Annotated in this window: 9 protein-coding genes; 2 read left to right on the forward strand and 7 right to left on the reverse strand. The window is 35.0% G+C overall.

Annotation, left to right across the window (positions count from 1 at the left end; translation table 11 throughout):
- Positions 1-139: 139 nt before the first annotated feature.
- From tnpA to EZV73_RS06120, 3 genes are all read right to left on the reverse strand, one after another.
- A complete protein-coding gene (gene tnpA, locus EZV73_RS06110; RefSeq protein ID WP_240839329.1) occupies positions 140-607 on the reverse strand; it encodes an IS200/IS605 family transposase in 468 nt (155 codons plus the stop codon).
- Between the two features lie 170 nt (positions 608-777).
- The gene (locus EZV73_RS06115; protein ID WP_240839331.1) at positions 778-4101 is read right to left on the reverse strand and encodes an S-layer homology domain-containing protein; all 3324 of its coding nucleotides are present in this window, start codon (positions 4099-4101) and stop codon (positions 778-780) included.
- A gap of 49 nt (positions 4102-4150) precedes the next feature.
- Positions 4151-9469, reverse strand: a complete 5319-nt coding sequence (locus EZV73_RS06120) for a S8 family serine peptidase (protein WP_240839333.1) — start codon at positions 9467-9469, stop codon at positions 4151-4153.
- 1108 nt (positions 9470-10577) lie between these two features.
- Here EZV73_RS06120 and EZV73_RS06125 point away from each other — a divergent pair.
- Together EZV73_RS06125 and EZV73_RS06130 are read left to right on the forward strand one after the other, a co-directional pair.
- The gene (locus EZV73_RS06125) at positions 10578-15389 is read left to right on the forward strand and encodes a chitobiase/beta-hexosaminidase C-terminal domain-containing protein (protein WP_240839335.1); all 4812 of its coding nucleotides are present in this window, start codon (positions 10578-10580) and stop codon (positions 15387-15389) included.
- An 8-nt stretch (positions 15390-15397) separates the two neighbouring features.
- Positions 15398-17770: an S-layer homology domain-containing protein gene (locus EZV73_RS06130; RefSeq protein WP_240839337.1), complete on the forward strand. Its 2373-nt coding sequence runs from the start codon at positions 15398-15400 to the stop codon at positions 17768-17770.
- A gap of 14 nt (positions 17771-17784) precedes the next feature.
- On the opposite strand, the gene EZV73_RS06135 is transcribed toward EZV73_RS06130, so the two are convergent.
- The 4 genes from EZV73_RS06135 to EZV73_RS06150 all read right to left on the reverse strand — a co-directional run bounded on the left by EZV73_RS06135 (position 17785) and on the right by EZV73_RS06150 (position 20278).
- Complete coding sequence (locus EZV73_RS06135) at positions 17785-18195, reverse strand: VanZ family protein (protein ID WP_240839339.1); 411 nt, start codon at positions 18193-18195, stop codon at positions 17785-17787.
- Entirely contained in the window at positions 18192-18944 is a 753-nt protein-coding gene (locus tag EZV73_RS06140) for a LytTR family DNA-binding domain-containing protein (protein WP_240839341.1), read from the reverse strand. Before EZV73_RS06140 ends, EZV73_RS06135 begins: the two co-directional genes overlap by 4 nt.
- 103 nt (positions 18945-19047) lie before the next feature.
- Entirely contained in the window at positions 19048-19551 is a 504-nt protein-coding gene (locus EZV73_RS06145) for a small multi-drug export protein (RefSeq protein ID WP_240839343.1), read from the reverse strand.
- Entirely contained in the window at positions 19532-20278 is a 747-nt protein-coding gene (locus EZV73_RS06150; protein ID WP_240839345.1) for a LytTR family DNA-binding domain-containing protein, read from the reverse strand. The genes EZV73_RS06145 and EZV73_RS06150 overlap by 20 nt, the downstream gene beginning before the upstream one ends.
- Positions 20279-20317 lie beyond the last annotated feature (39 nt).

A 20317-nucleotide genomic window follows, 5' to 3' on the forward strand; every position in this document is an offset into this window, starting at 1 on the left:
AATCAAAACTACCCGCTCAGCGGGTAGTTTGCTCAGCCCTATAAGGGCATGGGACACGCTTGAGCCTTAAGGCTCTCTGAAAAGTCCGCCAACCGCTTACGCTCACATGCAACTGCTAAAGCAGTCTCTTATATGAGTTTTACTTCTTTTTAGATTTTTCACCTGTAAATGGATCAATGTATTCCATTAGGCTTATTTGATCAGCTGCAATATCGTCTTGTAGCTGATTTTTTACATACTCTCTAATTTGTTTTTCATTCCGACCGATTGTATCGACATAGTAGCCCCGGCACCAGAAGCGTCTGTTGCCGAACTTATATTTCAAATTAGCATGTCTATCAAAAATCATTAAAGAACTCTTCCCTTTCAAATATCCCATAAAACTGGACACACTTAACTTTGGCGGTATTTCTACTACAATATGGATGTGATCTGGACACGCTGTCGCTTCAAGAATATTTACTCCTTTTTGCGCACATAATTTCCTTATTATTTTGCCCACATCACTTTTTATTTTCCCGTAAATCACTTGTCTTCTATACTTTGGTGCAAACACTATGTGATATTTACAATTCCATTTTGTATGTGATAAACTATTCATATCCATATATTCGGATCCTCCTTATGATTCAATTATTCTGGTTGGCGAACCATCTTAATCGTATCATAAGGAGGTAAAAACACCGCTCATAGCTAAAGCTTTTTAGAACCACTGGTCGAACCAGTGGTTTTCTTTTTACAATAAAACCACGGCAGAATGTTCTGCCGTGAATTTTTTTACTCTTCTAGGAATAAGTACATCATAGTAGCCGCTTCAGCTCTAGATGCTGTATTTTGAGGTTTGAAAGTATTGTCTGGGTAACCAGAAATAATACCTGTATTTCTCATTGCATAAACAGCTTCCTTTGCATATTCTGATACGCTAGAATGATCTGAGAATTGATCAGCTGTACCTGTCATTTCAACACCATACTTAGCTTTATAGGCTTGTGTTAACATCACAGCCATCTCTTCACGAGTAATCTTGTCTTCAGGTCTGAATTCACCATTTGCAGTACCTGCATTAATGCCGTTCATGCCTGCACGAGCCACATGGTTGTAATACCATTTACCTTCTTCAACATCCTTATAATTAGAGTTTACTGTATCTTCAAATCCTAAATGATTCACAAGAATTGTCGCAAACTCAGCTCTTGTAATTGTACCATTAGGATCAAAGGCCATTTCACTTTTACCGCTTACAATACCCTTAGCAGCTAATGAAGTTACATAGTCTTTAGCCCACATATCAATATCTTCAAATGAAGGCTTATAAACCATTAAACCATACTCACTAAAGTGTGGTGCAGTAAAGTATGCACGGTCACCTTTAATTTCAAAAGGAATCTTTGTCCATGCATTGTTTTCATAGAGACCAACCATAATTGTATCCGCAGCATGATTACCTATTGGAAGAGATAAGACAACTTGTCCTTCAACTTTTTTGTTGTCCACACGAACATCTAGATCATGAACTTTTTCAACAATAACAGTACCATTAGTCGTTTGAATTGAATAAGTCTTATCAGATACAGCTTTAGAAACAACAATTTCTTCTTTTGATGTATCGATTAGAGACTTTGGCAATGTCATGGTCAAACCATTTGCATCTACCGTTACACCAAATTCTTCTTTTTTAAGAGATTGGATATTTTCAAGTCCTAAAACAAGGTCCATATCTTGTGATGCTTCTACCTTTATAGATACTTGTTTTTCTACTGATGCAGCAACTTTAGAAAGACCATTATCTTTAAGAGTTGTCTCAAGAGACGTCATGGCTTCATTGGCTTTAGTCATCGCTGCTTCTAATGACGTATTGTCAATATTTACTGCTGGCTTTTCTTTGCCTTCTATAGCTTGCGGTACTTCATCAGAAATGATTGTCACAGTACCCGCTTTTTGAACCAGCTTCTCAGCCATCTCTTCTACCTTAGCTTCAGTAGATTGACTTGTTTCTTCTACAGATGAAACTGCATTTTCAATGATATCTTCTACCATTTCTTCAGCTTCTTCATAAGTAACATCTTGATCTTCGATAACATCCGTTGCAACTTCTACAAGATCTTCTACAACTTCAGATGCATCATTGTCATCCATCGCATCTAGATCTTCTTTCATTTCTTTGGCTAAATCACCCACATCATTAGCTGGATCTTCTGATTTAGCGATGTCCTCTTTAACTTCTTCAACCTTTTCTTTGTTCTCTTCTGCCTTTTGGTCTGAATCACCTGCTTGAGGTGTTTCGTCAGGTACATCCGTTTCATCCTTAGGCTTACTTGGCGTAGAACCTGAGCTGCCACCAGAACCAGGATTAGATCCTGAGCTGCCACCTGAACTACCACCTGTAGAAGTTGACTTTGGTTTGATTGTTACAGTATGAGTTGTTGTTAAACCTTCATACTTAGCTGTAACAACAACAGATCCTTCACTCTTAGCAACCAGTTTGTCACCAGATATTGATGCTCTAGAGTTTGAAACTGAATATTTTACACCATTTGATGCTTTAAGGATTACTTTTGTACCATCAGTTTTAGTACCTTCTACTTGTAAAGTAATAGAATTTGGTACTCTCACACTCGTTGAAGTGTTCACAAATTTAATACTGTTAACCGCAGCTTCTTCCACATTAAATGGTACTTGAGTTGTTTTACCACCGAACTTCATTTCTACAGTGTAAGTTCCTTGACCATATACCAGCTTAAAGGTATGCGTATAAACACCCTTGCTATCTGTAATTACTTGAGTAGTAGTCTTAACATCGCCATCTTTTTTAAGATGTAAAACTACCGGTCTATTTGCTAATGGATTACCATATGTATCTTTAAGAATACCTGTAACGGTCGCATCTTCCCCATCTTTGTAACCATCACCAGGATCTACTGTAGAACCATGACCTTCATCTGTAACTTCAAATGAATGTGTTACATCATTACCTGATAAGGTAACCAACACCTTGTAGGTACCAGAAGACATGGATTCGTCTAAGTCAAATGCAAATGTTGTTGCACCAGAACCCATCGTTTCGTTCATTGTTTTAATAGTCTTATTGTCACCGTCAAAGAACTTTAAAACTACTGATTTGTATGCAGTGTCCGCACCTGAAACAGTTACTTTTACTTGTTCATCCAAATCGTATTTAGCTTTATCTGTTGTTACTTCAAAAGCTTGAACATCAGAAACATTGATAGTCATTGTATCTGTTTGACCTTCATAAGAAACAGTAATTGTTGCTTGACCAGCTTTTTTTGCTGTTAAAGTTTGTCCAGATACAGTCACAGCATCATTATTTGATGATACACTTGGCGTTACTGTCTTTTTACTACTATCACTGTATACCGCTTCAGTATCTAGCGTCAAAGTATCACCAACAGTCATTACAGATACTTTGTTTTTTATAGTTAAATTCGTTACAGTAGCTTCTTCAGCAATTACATCAAAAGATTTTGAGTATGTTTCACCATCATAGAATAACTTAAAAGTATAAACACCTAAATCGTAACCATCTGTCCCTATTGGAACAGAATAAGAGCCATTTGACTCAGAACTCAATTGCCCACTGGTTACAATCTTGCTCTCTTTTAAAATCTTGTATGTTGCAGTTACGTTACCTGCAGCTTGGCCATCTTTGGCTAAATAACCATTCGCAACAACATCATCACCTAGCGCGACTTCGTCTTCTGCAATCTCTAAAGTTGTTCTAGCAAGATTGCCTATTGTAAAGGTTTTTGATCCTACCAAATCACCTAACTTTATGAATTTGATTTCAGCACTACCAGTACCGTAATCTGAGATGACAAAGTCCATTTCAAAACTGCCACCCTTTGTTGTTTCTATTTCCCCACTTGTCTTTTGAGAACCATTAACCAATAGTTTGTACATTAAAGACACATTCTCAACACTGCCATCACCAGTTAATGTCCCAGACAGGTTAACTTTATCATAAAGATCATATTCGTCTTTATCTAAAGAAATCACCACATTATAATCTGACGCAGCAAATGCTGGTAATACTAGAGAAGAAAACATCGCAAATATAAGTATTAACGATATGAACCTTTTCATTGTTACTCCTCTCATTTGAAATACAAAGGGGCAAAGCCCCTTCGCATTATTAATCCATTGTAATTGTTAAGCCGTCTTTCTCAGCCATAACTGCTGGAGTTGACCAGCTAGTCCATACAAATACTTCAACCTTAACATCTTCATCTGGTGCTTGTACACCTGTTGTAACAACAGTTGTCTCTTCATCACCTAAGTTAAAGTCAAGTGTGTTGATACTGAAAGTTAAACCATTTTCCTTGCTTAACTGAATAATTACAGTACCGTTTTCGTCACCAGTATTTAAGTTTGCAATATCTGCAGTTACTCTTAACATACCATCAACGATTTGATGACCTACTTTTACGATATCGATCTTGTAGTTGTTCACTGTGAATACTTCTTCTTTAACAGCAGTTTCTTCACCACTTGTTACAGTTGCCTTAATTGTAAACTCACCGCCAAGAACAACATCAGCTTCTGGATGCCACTTACCTGTTACAGTTGTAGCAGAATCATGAGTTAATGTCTTGATAACTGCATCGTCAGAACCAATGATATCAATAGACCATGTACCTGCTTTGTTAGCAGTAAATGAGTAATCTAATGCTCTGTCAAAAGATACGCCGTTGTCTGGAGTTGTTACAGTAGCTTCAGTTACTTCAAAGTTAGTTGGTGCTTGTTCACCTTCAGCTAATTTAACAATTTTCTTTTCAAACTTAGCTACATTACCACCCACGTCTTCTGCAAGAATTTGAATGATGTTGTCGCCTTCTACAAGTGTTACTTCTTTAGTGAATTCATATTCAGATGCTTGCATTAATTCTTTGTAAGATACAAAATCTTCGCTTACATCATAAACCACATCACCATTGTACTTAACTTTTAATGTTGGGAATGTTGCTTCATCAATCTTAGCAGTAAATGATACTTTTTCTACTGTGCTTGCTACATACTCAACAGTATCTGTTGTATCAAAACCAGTAGGCGTTACAACCATCACTGGTGCAGCAGAGTCAATGTAGAAATCTCTTGTAAATTCAATTTCATTACCATCATCATCTGTCGCTACAACATGTAAGCTTTGTAAACCATCTGCTTTATAAACATGTTTGTACTTAAATGATCCATCTTTAGCAACTTCAACTGGTGTGTCATTGATTGTTAATGTAGGCATTAAGAAATCAATTACTGTACCTGTGAAAGTTAAATCAGAATCTGTGTATACTTCTAATGCATCTACGTTTAATGTAACTTCAGGCTTTTGAGTGTCATTAAGAAGTAATGGTGAACCAATGGCCTCATTAGCTGCCATATCTGAAACAACTGGAATAACTATAGTACCTGCTTCAACTTCTGATACATCAATTGTGTTTGTGTATGATTTAGCTACAAGCTCGTACTTACTGTTTAACAGTACAAATACTTGTGCACCAGAACCATTTTCAGTAATGTCAAACGTTACAGTTTGAGCCTTTTTATCATGTGATACTGATTTGATCACAGGTTTTGTAGTATCAACTTTAACTGGGATTTCATATCTCTTTACTGTCTTTTCAGCATCATCTAACTTACCAGTGATAACATATGTGTACTGACCGTCAGGTAATACTTTAGCAACTGTGTTGCCTTCTTCGTCTACTTTTACACCAGCAGTACCATCAAAGTTGTATTGGCTTAAGATAGAGTATTGTCTACCGTTTTTGCCATCAAAGTAGTCTTTAGATTGAATATCATTCATACCTAAAGTTCTTACTGTGTCACCAGCTTCATTTTCAATTGTGTAGCTGATTTCTTTCATGTTTCTTAAGAATGAAAGAATAGGTGTTGCAAAATCATTGTAACCGTCACCATTAGGTGAGATTGCAATTAAATCATCACTCTTTTCAGATCCTCTTTGACCTAAGAAGTTGTAATCTTTGTCTAATAAACCTGTTAAACCATAGAATGAATCATCTGAATGGAAAGGTGCATCAATTGCAGGTGCATCACCAAAATCACCATAGAATCCTAAGAATGGTACACTTAGTGGCAATGCCATGTTGTACTCTTCTACAGCATTATCATAAGCTTCTTTCTTATCAGCAACTAATTTAACTTGTGCTTGATAAGCAGGTGTCTTTTCTTCAACTTTTTCATCTGCCTCATCCTTCGCATTTCTAGCAGCTACAAGTGCAGCTTCTTTTTCAGCGATTTCAGCAAGCTTCTGTGACTTAGCAGCCTCATAAGCAGTGTATGCAGCTTCAACTTCTGGAGTTAAGTTTGCTTTCGCATTGTCCATAGCAACTTTAGCAGCATCTACAGCTTCTTTAGCAGCTACAACATCTTCAACAATTGTTAATTGACCTGCTAATGTTTCGATTACTTCTTCTTTAGCAGCGATTTCTTCATTCTTAGCACTTGTATCAGCTGTGTTCTTATCGATGTCAGCTTGAGCATCATCTGCTGCAGTTTGCTTTTCAGCCTTAGCTTCGTTAGCATCTTCTAGCGCAGTAGTTGCTGCAGCAACTTTGTCTGCTTTTGTTGCATCAGTATCTTCTAATGCATTTGCATCTTCTAATACTTTTTCAGCATCTGTTACAGCTTGAGTAGCAGTAGCTAACTCAGCATCAGCTTCAGACTTAGCAGTATTTAAGCCCTCTACTGCATCTGTAAGTGCTTTAAGTTCTGCTTGTAAAACAACTAATTCAGCTTCAGCAGTTGTTTTAGAAGCTTCAATTTCTTCTTTTGTCTTACCGTCAAGACCATCATGCTTAGCTACTAACTCATCATAAGCTGCTTGAGCAGTTTCATATGCTTCTTTAGCAGTATCATAAGATGAAGCCAATGTGATTGTATCAGCATTATCAGTCTTTAATGTTTCGATATCAGCATTTAAAGTTTCAATTGCTGTTTCTAATTCTGTGATCGCCTCAGCTTTTGCTTCAGCAGTTTTTTCTAATGTTGCTAGCTCTTCAGCTAATTTAGTAAGCTCTGCATTAGCAGCATCGTAAGCTGTTTTAGCGTCCGCTTTACCTGTACTTAATGATTCTTCATGTAGATCAAAGAATGCAAAACCTTCGATGTAGTTACCATTAGGGAAGGCTTTCATAATGTCTGAACCATCATACATAGTTGCTTCTTCAAGGTCCATTTCAAAATTAACCAGTACTTCGCCTTCAGCTGGTACTGTTAATAAACCATCTAATTCTTCTTGACCAACAGTGATTGTTGTTTTAATGCCTTTTATTTCTTCTGTAGTTAACGCATTTCTATTGTTGCCTGCCTTATCTACATAGTTTGTGTTGATTTGAGCCATAGCAGAAACGTTGTACTTAAGCTCAGCATTACCATAGTTTTTAACTCTTAATGTAAAGTCAATTGTTGAACCTTCTGCTACTTCACCAAGGTTAACCTTAGCTACGCCAGATGTAGAATCAGTTACAACAGCAGTTGTCTTTACACCGTATAATAAGTTCATGTTACCAGCACCTTGTTGACGTACTGATTGATAACTTTCACCACCATAGTTGTCAGTATCAACAATTGGAAGTGCCGTATTCATTAAGATATTTTTTACTAAAAGACTTCTTGCACCATCTTTAGTTGTTCTAACTTCAGCTGGGAAGATTGATTCTTCTTTAATTCTTTCTGCGATTAATGTCGCACCACCCGCAACGTGTGGAGCCGCCATTGATGTACCACTCTTTTTACCATATTTATCATCATTTAATGTTGAGTAAATATCGCCACCTGGAGCAGTTAATTCAGGTTTAAAGTCTAAGTTTGGCGTAGAACCCCAAGATGAGAAGCTTGAAATATAACCTGAAGTAGGATTCGTTTGAGCATAACCTAAAGACACTGTAAACTCATCTAGACCACCTGCAATAGCAGCCTCTAAAGCTTCACCATCTTCTTTAGGCATCATCATGAATGGAATTTCAGCCCAGTTACCTTGGTTATAGTAGAAACCAGCTAAACCATGGTCATATACAATGATACCAGCAGCACCAGCATTTAATGCATTTACCGTCTTGTCATAGAATGATAAAGCACCACGCTTAACTAAAACTACCTTACCTTTTACATCAACACCTTCAAAATCTTCTGGATTACCAACTTTACCACCGATAGTTGCAAGATCATAAGTCTTGTCTTCCCATCTATCAGCACCATAACCGTTAAGTGTTGATAGACCATCAGCATCCACATTTAATTCATACAACTCTGAGTAGTTATCAGAAGATGCAACTTGAATAGATTCTACTGATAAACCAGGTGAACCTACAACACCGATATCTGGATTCTTTGCTAGTGGATTATCATTACCATTACCGTAGAATGCTGAGTTACCAGCAGAAATACTCATAACAATACCTGCTTCAGTCGCGTTTCTTACTGCAACTTGCTCAGGATCATTATGATCAACCCATTGTGCTGTTGCACCAATAGAAAGGTTCATAACATCAGCACCAAGCTTTACAGAATCATCCATAGCAGCAACCATGATATCACCATAAGTTGTTGCAATAGCAGGGTCGTTTGAGAATACTTTCATAGCAAGAAGTTGCGCATTAGGTGCAACACCTTTGATTTCACCATTAGCAGCTACAGTACCAGCAACGTGCATACCATGCATATCAGTATCTGCTTGATAATCAATAATTACATCTGTTCTGTCCATATAGTTGTAACCGTATGGTACTTTTTCAGTGTAATATTTGCCTGGTAGTTTATCAGTAGAAATAATACCAATGATCTCATTTTCACTTAAAGCTACTTGAGTATCAGCATCAACTTTCATATCTTTATGTGTATAATCCACACCAGAGTCAATGATTGAAACAACCATACCTTCACCAGTATACTTATATTGCTTATTAACAATATCAGCTTTTGTGTAAGTATAAGAGCTTGTCATTTGTGGCTCTGGTAAAGCATATTCTTTAGAAATAGAAACTCTCTTAACGTTTGAAAGTTTTGCAATCTTTTCAATATCGCCATATTTAGCAGTCATTGAAAAACCATTGAATACATTTTCATATGTATTTAATACAGTCACTTCAATAGACTCGCTTGACATTTCATTTAATGTTTCATTTCTTTCTTCTGCAATTGCACTCACAATTGAATCAATTTGAGATTGTTGCATGTCAGCCACTTTTACACCTTGTGCAGTAGCATGTTTGATTACTGGCTCTTCTTCGAGCTCAATTACTATTCTTACTTGATCATCTGATGACAAATCTAAGTCAACCAAATTTTCAGAGATTTTTGACTTTTCTCCATACATTAATTCTCTAACATCATCTGTAATAACGACAGTCTCGTTGTCTGCAAAAACGAAATTACTCATTACAAGTGATAGAATCAATGTGAAAACTAAAAATCTTCTTAATTGTTTCATTATCATTTATTAGCCTCCTATAAGTTAACATTCCAATGTTTTGACGTGCTCTAAATATCCCCCCTTATTTACATATGCACAATACAATACGAAATTGAATTTTTCTATAATTTCTTAAATATTTAATTAATTTCCAATTAGAACATAAAAGGATTGGTTACCATAATTTAAGATCATTATAAAAAAAGACTACGAACCCATTTTATATGATGCCTTTTGTTATGACAAATGACACATTTCCTCTTGACAGGAAAATAAATATTTTATCGATTTATTTCTCGTTTCAAAAAACATTAGAATATCAATGAATATTCAGAATATTGCCAATAAAATTAGATATAAAACAATAAAATTCGACATGGATATTAAATTTTTCTTAACTGGAAATGTTTCATAACGTATTACATTTTATCGTTGTAGAAACGTTTTCTTTATTAAGCTTTTGTAACATATATGGCGAATACGAAATATTCTGCTAGCAAATAGTCAACTTTCAATCAAAATGTTCATAAATCGAACCATATAATCTCATTTAGAAAGTGGTTTGTGAAGCTTACAAAACAAAATATTTCAATTATTTTATAAGATTTTAACGTAGATCTTACAGAATCAGTTACTTGGTCTTAAGCATACCTCCTTATCATATCCCCTATGGACAGTCAAATAAATTTGACGTTAAAAAAACGTTTTCATTCAAACATATTACTCGAAATTTTAACAGCACATTCAATATACCTATCCTTGACTCTCTATACATTAGTTTTTTCTATTCAAAGATGAATTTTTATATCAATCTAACTTCACATAATGTCATATGTCATGGTACAATATACAAGTACTGATTTTATATATATTAATCATATACAAACATTTGGAGGTGTAAATCTATGCAACAGGTATATTTACATATTTTTTTTAAGGTATTTAACAGCAAACTTAATGCTGTTTTTTTATTGCCATAAGTTATGTAAACCATCATTGCACATTTCCCATTTTTGTTTGTTATATTATTATGAAGATTTTATATAATCAGTCAATTAAGCTAGTGACAAACCTATTATATATAATAGAATGGTTGCACTAGGTAAATAGAAGAGATTAAAGGGAGGCTAAAATGAAAAAAGGGTTATCTAGGTTATTAATCGCTCTGATATTAATAACCTCTATTCCGTTCGCACCTGTTCATGCAGAGGTAACGAGCGATCTAATCATATCAGAGTACATCGAAGGAGGCGGCAACGATAATAAGGCAGTAGAAATATTTAATGGTACTGGCTCATCGGTTGATTTAAGTCAGTATAAGATTAAAATTGGCTGGTTTACTAGTGGAGAAGTTAAAAAACCTATTTACATAGCGCTTGCAAACAGTGAAACTTTGTTGGCTCATGGTGATGTTTTTGTAGTTTCTAAAACTAATGGTATTGATCCATACAAGATTCATACTGATTTGCCAAGCAGCAGCATGAGTAAAGTAAATGGTGATGATACTGTATCATTGGTGAAAGTAGTTGATGGAAATGATGTCGTCATAGATGAAATTGGTGACATTGGAAAACCAATACTAAAAGATAAGACATTTGTAAGAAAACTTGATGTAACCACAGGTAAAACTGGCGTTCAAAATCCTAGTGAAAATGGTGAATGGATTGTTCATGCAAAAGATTATCTAGATGACTTAGGTAAGCATGGCAACATTGAAGAAACCAAATGTAAACCAGTCTCTTCTAACCTAGCAACAGGTCTTGTTCAAGCTGGTACGGAACTCATACTTACTACAGATACAGATGGTGCAAAAATAGAAGTTGCAACTCATAACGGAAGTGACTATGAAGCTTATGTTGATTTTGAAATCTTAAAAGTTGACGGCAAATTCATTATTAATGAAGATCTCACGATTAGAGTTAGAGCTACTAAAGATGGCCTAGAAGCTTCTGATGAAACAGTTTTAGATTTCCAGGTTACAACAGACAAGGTATTTTCAACAGTTGCTGATGCTAGAAATAACCATACAGGTGATAGCACACCAGTCGACATAAAAGTTATTGTTACTGGTCAAGCAGGCAAGTATATCTACGGAGAAGACAACACGGCTGGTATCGGCATTAAGGTCCCTGATGATGTAAGCCTTGAAGCGGGGAAAGAGGTAGAGCTTAAAGGTGTTCTTAAAGAAGATTATGGTTTCTGTTATATTGAAATAGCAGCAACTGAAGACGTAAAAATCAATGATGGCAGTCATGAAGTCGTACCTACAAAGCACTCTGGTGCCTTAAATGAAAGCTTAGAAGGAAAATTTATCACACTAGAAAATGCTGAAATGGGCAATATTTCTTATGGTAAATTTACTTTTGCAGACAACTCAGAAGTTTACCCAGCTGAAACATCTTGGTTAACCAAAGGTCTTACATATGATTATATTACAGGTTATGTACACTATGAATATGGAAACTACGTTGTTTATGTAGAAGACGAAAGTTTTATCATTGAAGATAAAACTAGAGTAAATAAAATTAAAACAAATGCAAAGTTTAATTATTTTGAAAGAAATGACAAAGTAGAATTAACTACATCAACTGAAGATGCGAAAATATATTATACACTTAACGGTAGCGAACCCACTTCATCAAGTCAATTATACACGGCTCCATTTGAAGTTACAGAAGATGTAACAATTAAGGCAGTTGCTACACATGACACATTAAACAATAGTGTTATTAAAACAATTGATTTAAAAGTTATTGATAGTGTTGGAGATAAAACAATTCAAGAAATACAAGGTCAAGGTCATATCTCTCCATTTGAAGAAAAGGCTGTAACTAATGTAACTGGTATTGTTACTAAAAGATTGAGTTATAAATTCGATTCTTATGGCGAAACAATTAAAGGCTTTTACATGCAAACTACATCTGACAACGACGAAACTACTTCAGATGGTATTTTTGTCCTTACAGATGAGTATGTTAAGCCTGGTAATTCAGTAACCGTTAATGGAGCTGTCTTTGAAAACATTAAGAAAAATACCCTCCACGCTTATGATGAAAGTAATCAACTTTCAGTAACATCAATCGAAGCTTGGAAAATATCAAATGATAACAAAGAAAATGCTTTACCAACACCGATTGTCTTAGGTCAAGGCGGAAGAATAGTACCGCACGATCAAGTATCATCTGAGGATTTTAGTACATATGACCCTACTACATTTGCAATTGATTTTTATGAATCTCTTGAAGGTATGTATGTAACCGTAAATAATCCTGTGGTTGTTGGACCATATGTAAACAGAGTTATAACTGTTGTTCCTGACGATTTAGCTGTTGCAATAAAAGACGGTGATGTTAACAGTCACAATGGTCTATTATTGACAGAAAATGACTCAAATAATGAGAAAATCATCCTAAACAGTGCTGGTGATTACGGCGCTTTAAAAAACGCTAAACGATTTGTGATGGGAGATAAACTTGAAGCACCAGTTTTTGGTGTTATCGATTATGAATGGGCAGCATATAATATCTATTTAAGTAAAGATGTAACAGCCCCTGAAGAGCAAGGGACTGTTAGCGACGTATTCAAATACGAAACTTCAACTAACGAGTTAACCATCGCTTCTTACAATGTTTACAACCACGGTGGTAAAGATAGTAGTAAGAAAACTGAAGGCATAGCAGATCAAATAGTAAATAGTATGAAGTCACCTGACATCATAGGTCTTGTTGAAGTGCAAGACAATGACAGTCATGAAGGTGAAGAAGGTTCAACAGTTGTGGATGCTTCAGAAACTTATTCAAAGTTTATTCAGGCAATCCTAGATAAGGGTGGTCCAAGATACGAATGGACGGATATTAATCCTGTACTTCACACCGAAGGTGGACAACCTGGAGGTAACATTCGTGTAGGTTTCTTATATAATCCAGCTAGAGTGACATTAAAAGATGGTACTAAAGGTGGTTCTACTGAAACTGTTACAGTAGATGCAGATGGTCATTTAGCTAAAAATCCTGGTCGTATAGCAGCTACAGATCCTGCATTTGATGGTACTAGAAAATCTCTTGCTGCAGAATTTGAATTCAATGGACAAAGCATCATTGTTATAGCAAATCACTTAAAATCAAAGGGTGGCGATGAAAGCATCTACGGAAATAAACAATTACCAGAATTACACTCTGCTGAAAAACGTACTGCTCAAGCACAATTAGTAAACGATTTTGTCGATAGCATTGTTGCAGCAAACTCAGATGCAAAAGTTGTTGTTCTGGGTGATATGAATGACTTCCATTATTCAGCTCCGGTTAAAGCATTGGCTGGTGACGTACTGAATAACATGATTAATGAGTTACATAAAAGCGAACAGTTTACTTATATGTATGGCGGAAACGCACAAGTTCTAGACCACATTTTAGTAACTGATAACATGTTAGATGATACACGCGTTGATGTTATTAATATCAACTCAACTTTATCGAAAGATGTTAGACACAGTGATCATGATCCTGTAATGGTAGCAATTGCTGGTTTTGCACCAGAAGGTTTTGTTGAGCCAGTAACATCTAATCATTCAGATGATACATTTATTGGTCAGACACTTGAGTTATCAACACTGACTGATGGAGCAACAATTTATTATTCATTAGGTGACTTAGATTTAGACACAATTACTAATAACGAAGAATATACTGCACCAATTCCAGTAACAGATTCAATGACTATTCAAGCTGTTGCTAAAAAAGGTGACTCTTTATCAGAAGTAAAAACATATACAATTACAGCCAAGGTTGCTCCTGTAGAAGCTTCAGCAATAGGTTCTGTAGATAAAGATTCAAAAGTAACACTGACTTCTGAAACACCAGGGGTTAAAATTTACTATACTAAGGGTGATACATTAGATTTAGTTACACTTACAAATAACACAGAGTATACTGAAGCTATTACAATTTCTGAGAACATGACTATTAAAACTGTTGCTGTATTAAGTGACAAGGTTAGTGATGTGAACACATATAATTATGTTGTTAAATCAGATGATCCAATTACTGTAGCTCAGGCCAGAGCTCTAGATCCAAATAAAGATGTTATTCTTGATGTTGTTGTAACTACTACAATTGGTGGATATGGTAATCAATCATTCTACTTCCAGGATGACACTGGTGGTGGATACATTCATCTAAAAGACGATGATTTTGATACCAATATAGTAAAAGGTACGCATCTAAAGATTACAGGTAAAACAGAAGACCGTAACGGTCAGTTCCAAATAAAAGAATCAAACTTAGAAATTTTGGATTCAGTTCCAATGCCTGAACCAAAAGTGATTACTCATAGCTTGATTAACGATAGCACAGAATCACAACTTGTAAAACTTGTAGGTTATAGAATTGGCAAAATAACATCAGACAATTTCGACAATACCTATATAGAAGCTGTAAAAGATAACAACCTATTAAAGATAAAAGTTGATTCTAGAAGTGGCAAAACTTATGATGATGCTAAAGCAAAACTTAAGGTAGACGATATTATTGATGTCGTAGGTAACTTATCAGAATATAATGGATCATATAGATTGAATCCTGATTCTCTTGATAACATCACTGTTCAAAGCCAAGGACACCAGTTAACAGCTTTACAAACTACGACTTTAAGCTATCAAGCTAAACAAACATTCTCTCAAAATGAGTTTGTAAATGTAACAGTTGAAACAAGCTCGGATTTAAATGAAATCACAGGTACTGTTTTATTCAAGGTAACAAGAAATGACCGACCAGTTCGCTTAGGATTCTCATCATTTGTTAAATCAAATAATGATAAAGCTGGTTTTGGCTTTGACACAAGCGGTTTAGAAAGTGGTACTTATAAAGTAACTGCTTACTACTGGACTTCTCTAGTTAATCCAACAGTTTTATCGCCTGAAAAAAGTATTGAAATTGTGATTGAATAGGAGGAAACATGAAAAAAATATTATTAATCATACTCCTGCTTTTCACTATGTCATTTGTATATGCAGAATCAGATTTTGATCTTGAGAGTGACATTGATGGCTACATATCCAATGGACAGACTATAAAAGGCACCATCACAATCACAAAAGATGGTCAGCCATATGCCTATGAGTATGTACCATATACCTTAAAAGACGAAAGCGGCAATGCACTTTTAAACTTTGGTCAAGTTAGAACAGATGATAAAGGTCAAGCCTCTTTGTCTGTTAAATATCCAGATGTAGAAAACGGTACTTACCGATTAAAGTTTGAATTACCTAACCATATCTATATTATTGAAATTACTTTAAGCGAAGATGATTATTCTTTGTCTATGGACAAATCATCATTTAGACTCAGTGAAACAATCAATGGAAGAGGTTATTACAAGACTGATAAAGATACAATCACCTATTCTTTAAGAGATGTACACGATAAGATTATTGATACCTTTGATGTGGCTCTTGTCAACAATGAGTTTGAGTTCAATTACAATGCTCCAAATACATCTGGAAGTTACAGTTTGAACATTGAGTTAAGTGAAGGTCGTTGTGCACATATGATAACAGTTTCTGATGAAATCAAATCGATTAACGTCAGTTCATTTAACACAACTTATACAACAGAGTATGGGACGAATCCATCATTGCCAAAGAAGATAGAAGCGACTAAGCATGATGGAACAAAAGTCCTGTTACCTGTAGTTTGGGATCTTAGTAACATAGATATCCGTCAACCATCAACTAAGTATATAGAAGGTATCGCAGATGATAAGTATTCTGTTAGTGCCCATTTAACGGTTAATCCTCCTAGACCAAAAGACGATGACGATGACGATGACGATGAACCTAAAAAAGAAAAAGAGCCTAAAAAAGATAAGGAAGAAGAAATAAAGGACAAAATTCCTAAGGCAGGCAAGGATGCTTCTAAGGAAGAAAAGAAGGTTCTTAAAGATTCTGCTAATAAAATGTTAGATGAGCTTAAAGATCCAACAGCTGATGAACTTAAAGATGTCAATAAAGCACTTAATCAAACACTTAAAGTTCTTGAGCCTGAAGATGCTGTTGATCTAGTAGCTGATATGACCAATGCAGTAAAAGACAACATGACAGACATGTCTGTGTCTGAAGCATCAAGTCTTGTTAGAGACATGCTTGACAATTCATATGATACACTTAAAGACCAAGATGATTTAAGTAAAAAGGAAAAGAAAGCATTAGAAAGATCAATGACTCGTTTGGTAACTTCTCTTTATGAAGAAAAGACTGCCATAGAAAAAGAAACTGTTACAGTTTCTGATATCAACAAGGCAATCAAAAGTATTGAGCAAGTCGAAGCATTAGTGAAGAACTCATTGAATGATGCTGATCTTGAAGTTAAGCCGAGTATTCTTGTTAAAGCAACAGATCAATTGACGCTTGATCCTGAAACTGTTAAGCACCTTGCTCAAACAGATATGGACTTAGCAGTAGAAGCTGGAGATGTTAAATTTACAATTCCAAATGCATTAATTGATAAAGTTCAGGAAAACTTAAACGTAAAGCGTGATGAAGTTAAAACTCCACTATCTAAAGAAACTTCAAATGGTAAAGTTGAGACCTTAAAAACTATGGACTTAACAGTAAACTCTAATGGTCAATCTCTTGAGAATGTACGTTTGTCATTCCCTATAGGCGATTTAGATGTAGATGCTGACAGCCTAATGGTTGGTGTTTATGAAAATGGTGTATGGACAAAACTTGATTACACTATCGAAGATGGTAATATCATCTTTACAGCACCTCACTTCTCAATCTACTCTGTTATGAAATATGAAACATCATTTACAGATATTGATATGTGGGCTAAAAACTACATCACATCACTGGCTGCTAAAGGTATTGTAAGCGGTAAGAGTGAAAGTGCTTATGATCCAAATGGCACAATTACTAGAGCTGAGTTTGTTACTATGCTTATCAATCATTTAGGTTTAGATGAAGAAGCCAACATCAACTTCTCAGATGCTAGTGGTTGGTACGAATCATACTTAGCAATTGCTAAGGCAAATGGTTTATACTATGGTCATGAGGGCAACAAGTTCAGACCTACAGATGCAATAACTAGAGAAGAAATGGCTGTCTTAGTAAACAAAGCTTATGAAATCAAGTATGGTGACAATTTAGAAACTCAAGATACACCATTCTCTGATCATTCTTTTATTACTGAAGATGCACGATCTGCTGTTTATGCAATGAAATCTAATGAGATTATCTCAGGTTACCCAGATAACTCATTTAAACCTCAAAACACAGCTTCAAGAGCAGAAGCTGCAACAATCATTTATCAATTTTTAGATAAATAAAAATCAAGCTGACTTCAATTTGAAGTCAGCTTCTTTTTAATTTGACATGTTAAATTATATGCCGCTATAGCTAATAAGCCCCCAAACAGGTCAATAAATACATCTAAGATCCTACCTGATCTTCCTGGTACCATAAGCTGATGAAGCTCGTCGCTACAAGCAATCAGAAAAACCCCTATTAGGACATATTTGGGATTTTCTATAATTAGGTATATTAGGATACCAATTATGAAATATATTGAAACATGGGCTGTTTTTCGTATGATTAAGGTATAATTCCTATGCTCTTCATAGGAAGATGTCTGAATCCTTAATCCATCTAAAACGCCATCCGATTGACTGGTTGATATTTGACCGTTTTGATTAGAAAACCAAAAGAGTGATACTAGAACCAATAGCAGCAATATCATGTATAATTTTTTCACGAACTTGTCTCCATAATAGACTGTATAACATAGGCCTCCTGATGTCTTTTTACAACATCTTCAGAAGGTGTTTTTATTGGATAATCTGTCGCATAAGTATGGTGAATCCCATTTTCAAACCATATTTTAAACTTTTTACTAGAAACTTTGGAAACTTCCTTTACCTTTGAAAAGTTAACGACAGTAGACTTATCTACCCTGACAAAGTACTCAGGTAACATAGAAATGACTTTATCAAAATGATCCTCACTCAGAAAAGTTCTATCATCTGAATAGTAGTACATCAAGTCTCTTTCTCTCGTCACATAGTTGATCTTATCAATATTTAAAACAACAGCCTCTGACTTGTTTTTACTAATAATTTTATCCGATTTATGGATTTCTTTAATTTTCTTCATCAGAGAGTGTCTACTATATATTTCTTGAGAGTACTCTGCCATCTTTTTAAGAGAAATAGAACCACAGAAATAAGCAACCATGTTGTATCCCATAAAGAATGAGAGGTGGTCCATCTTTTGAACATATGCAACAACTTCAACCTGTAGTTTCTTTAAAAGGTCTAAATAACCTTTATCAACTCTATCCATGTAATTATAATCAAAGACATAAATATCTTGTGTACCTAACATACCTAGACTTTTAATCTTTGAGTAAGTAACTTGTGTGACGAAAACATCATGGTCCTCACTTTGACATAAAGCAATGGTGTCAATTACATATTTATCTTCTGAAAATACCAATACCCTCATCGTATCTCTCCTTCTTACTATCTATTATATCTATAATTTTACAATAGTATAGTCAAATCGTTACATTCTTTGGATTTTTATGGTAATAAAAAAGACGTAGTAACTACGCCAGAAACATTATATGAAAATAGTAGCTTAATAGATAAACTAAGAATCCTGCTGTGATCACACCAGCCATAATGGCTATACATGCTTTTTTAAAGCTTACTTTTGTTATAACCGCTGCCACACATCCTGTATAAGCACCAGTCATGGGTAAAGGTATGGCTACTAAAAGGTACAAACCCAATAATCGATATTCTCTGTAATGACCAATTTTTTTTGCTGCACGTTCCTCATAGCGATTCACAAATCCTCTTAATGCCTCCAATTTTCTGAAATGATAAAAGAGAGGATTAATAATCTTTAATAGTATCGGCACGATTAAACAATTACCAGCAACGGCAATAATTGCAGCATTTATAGGCTCCATTCCCAATCCTACACCAAGTGGAATAGCGCCTCTAAGCTCTACGATAGGCATCATAGACATAAGAAATACACTGATTTCTTCTGTAAATATTTTTGTTAAAAACTCAAACAATTCATTAACCTTTCTTATCGACATCAATGATACTCATTCGATAATGATTAACAGCATGTTCTAAGAGTTCTTCAGACTTTTGTCTACTCATTACAGCACATTCATCATAATCATCAAATATTACATGATAAGTCCTATTGCCTATATCTAAAACATGGTTTGCATTATTGAAGTTTACCACATAAGAAGAATGTATTCTTATAAACTCGTTTGGTAAACTAATGAGCAAGTGTTTTAAAGAATCATGGCATTCATAAATTTTATCATATGTATGTATCCGAGTCACTTTTTGATTTTTTTCTAGAAATAGTATATCGCTATACTGTATTGCATATATTTCTGAAGGTGTTTTTACAACTAATCTTTCTTCTAATCCTAGACCAATTGATTTCTTGAGAAATTGATAATTTCTATATTCTACCCTTAAACGTTCATCTATATCATCCCAATTAAGAGGAGAAACGAAATAGTCAACTAAATTAAAAGCAAGGTATCTTTTGACATTCATTTTTTCCTTTAGAAGCACGATCAACTTTATTTGACTTGATTTAATAAGATCGACACAATCACGATTCATTTTATCATACAATCTGTCATCTAGTACAAACAAATCCGAACTATTTGATACAGCAGCATTAATAAGCTGACAATCTGTGATGCAATCTACCTCAATGCTATGATGAATATCATCACAAAGAAGTCCGAGAACTTTTTCATAATCACTTTTGCAAGTGTACAAATGGATTCTCATAAACATCTCCTTACTATAACTTTACAGCCATTGATAAGA

The sequence above is a fragment of the Acidaminobacter sp. JC074 genome, from assembly GCF_022496765.1.
In the GTDB taxonomy this organism is placed as follows: Bacteria; Bacillota; Clostridia; order Peptostreptococcales; family Acidaminobacteraceae; genus JABXKX01.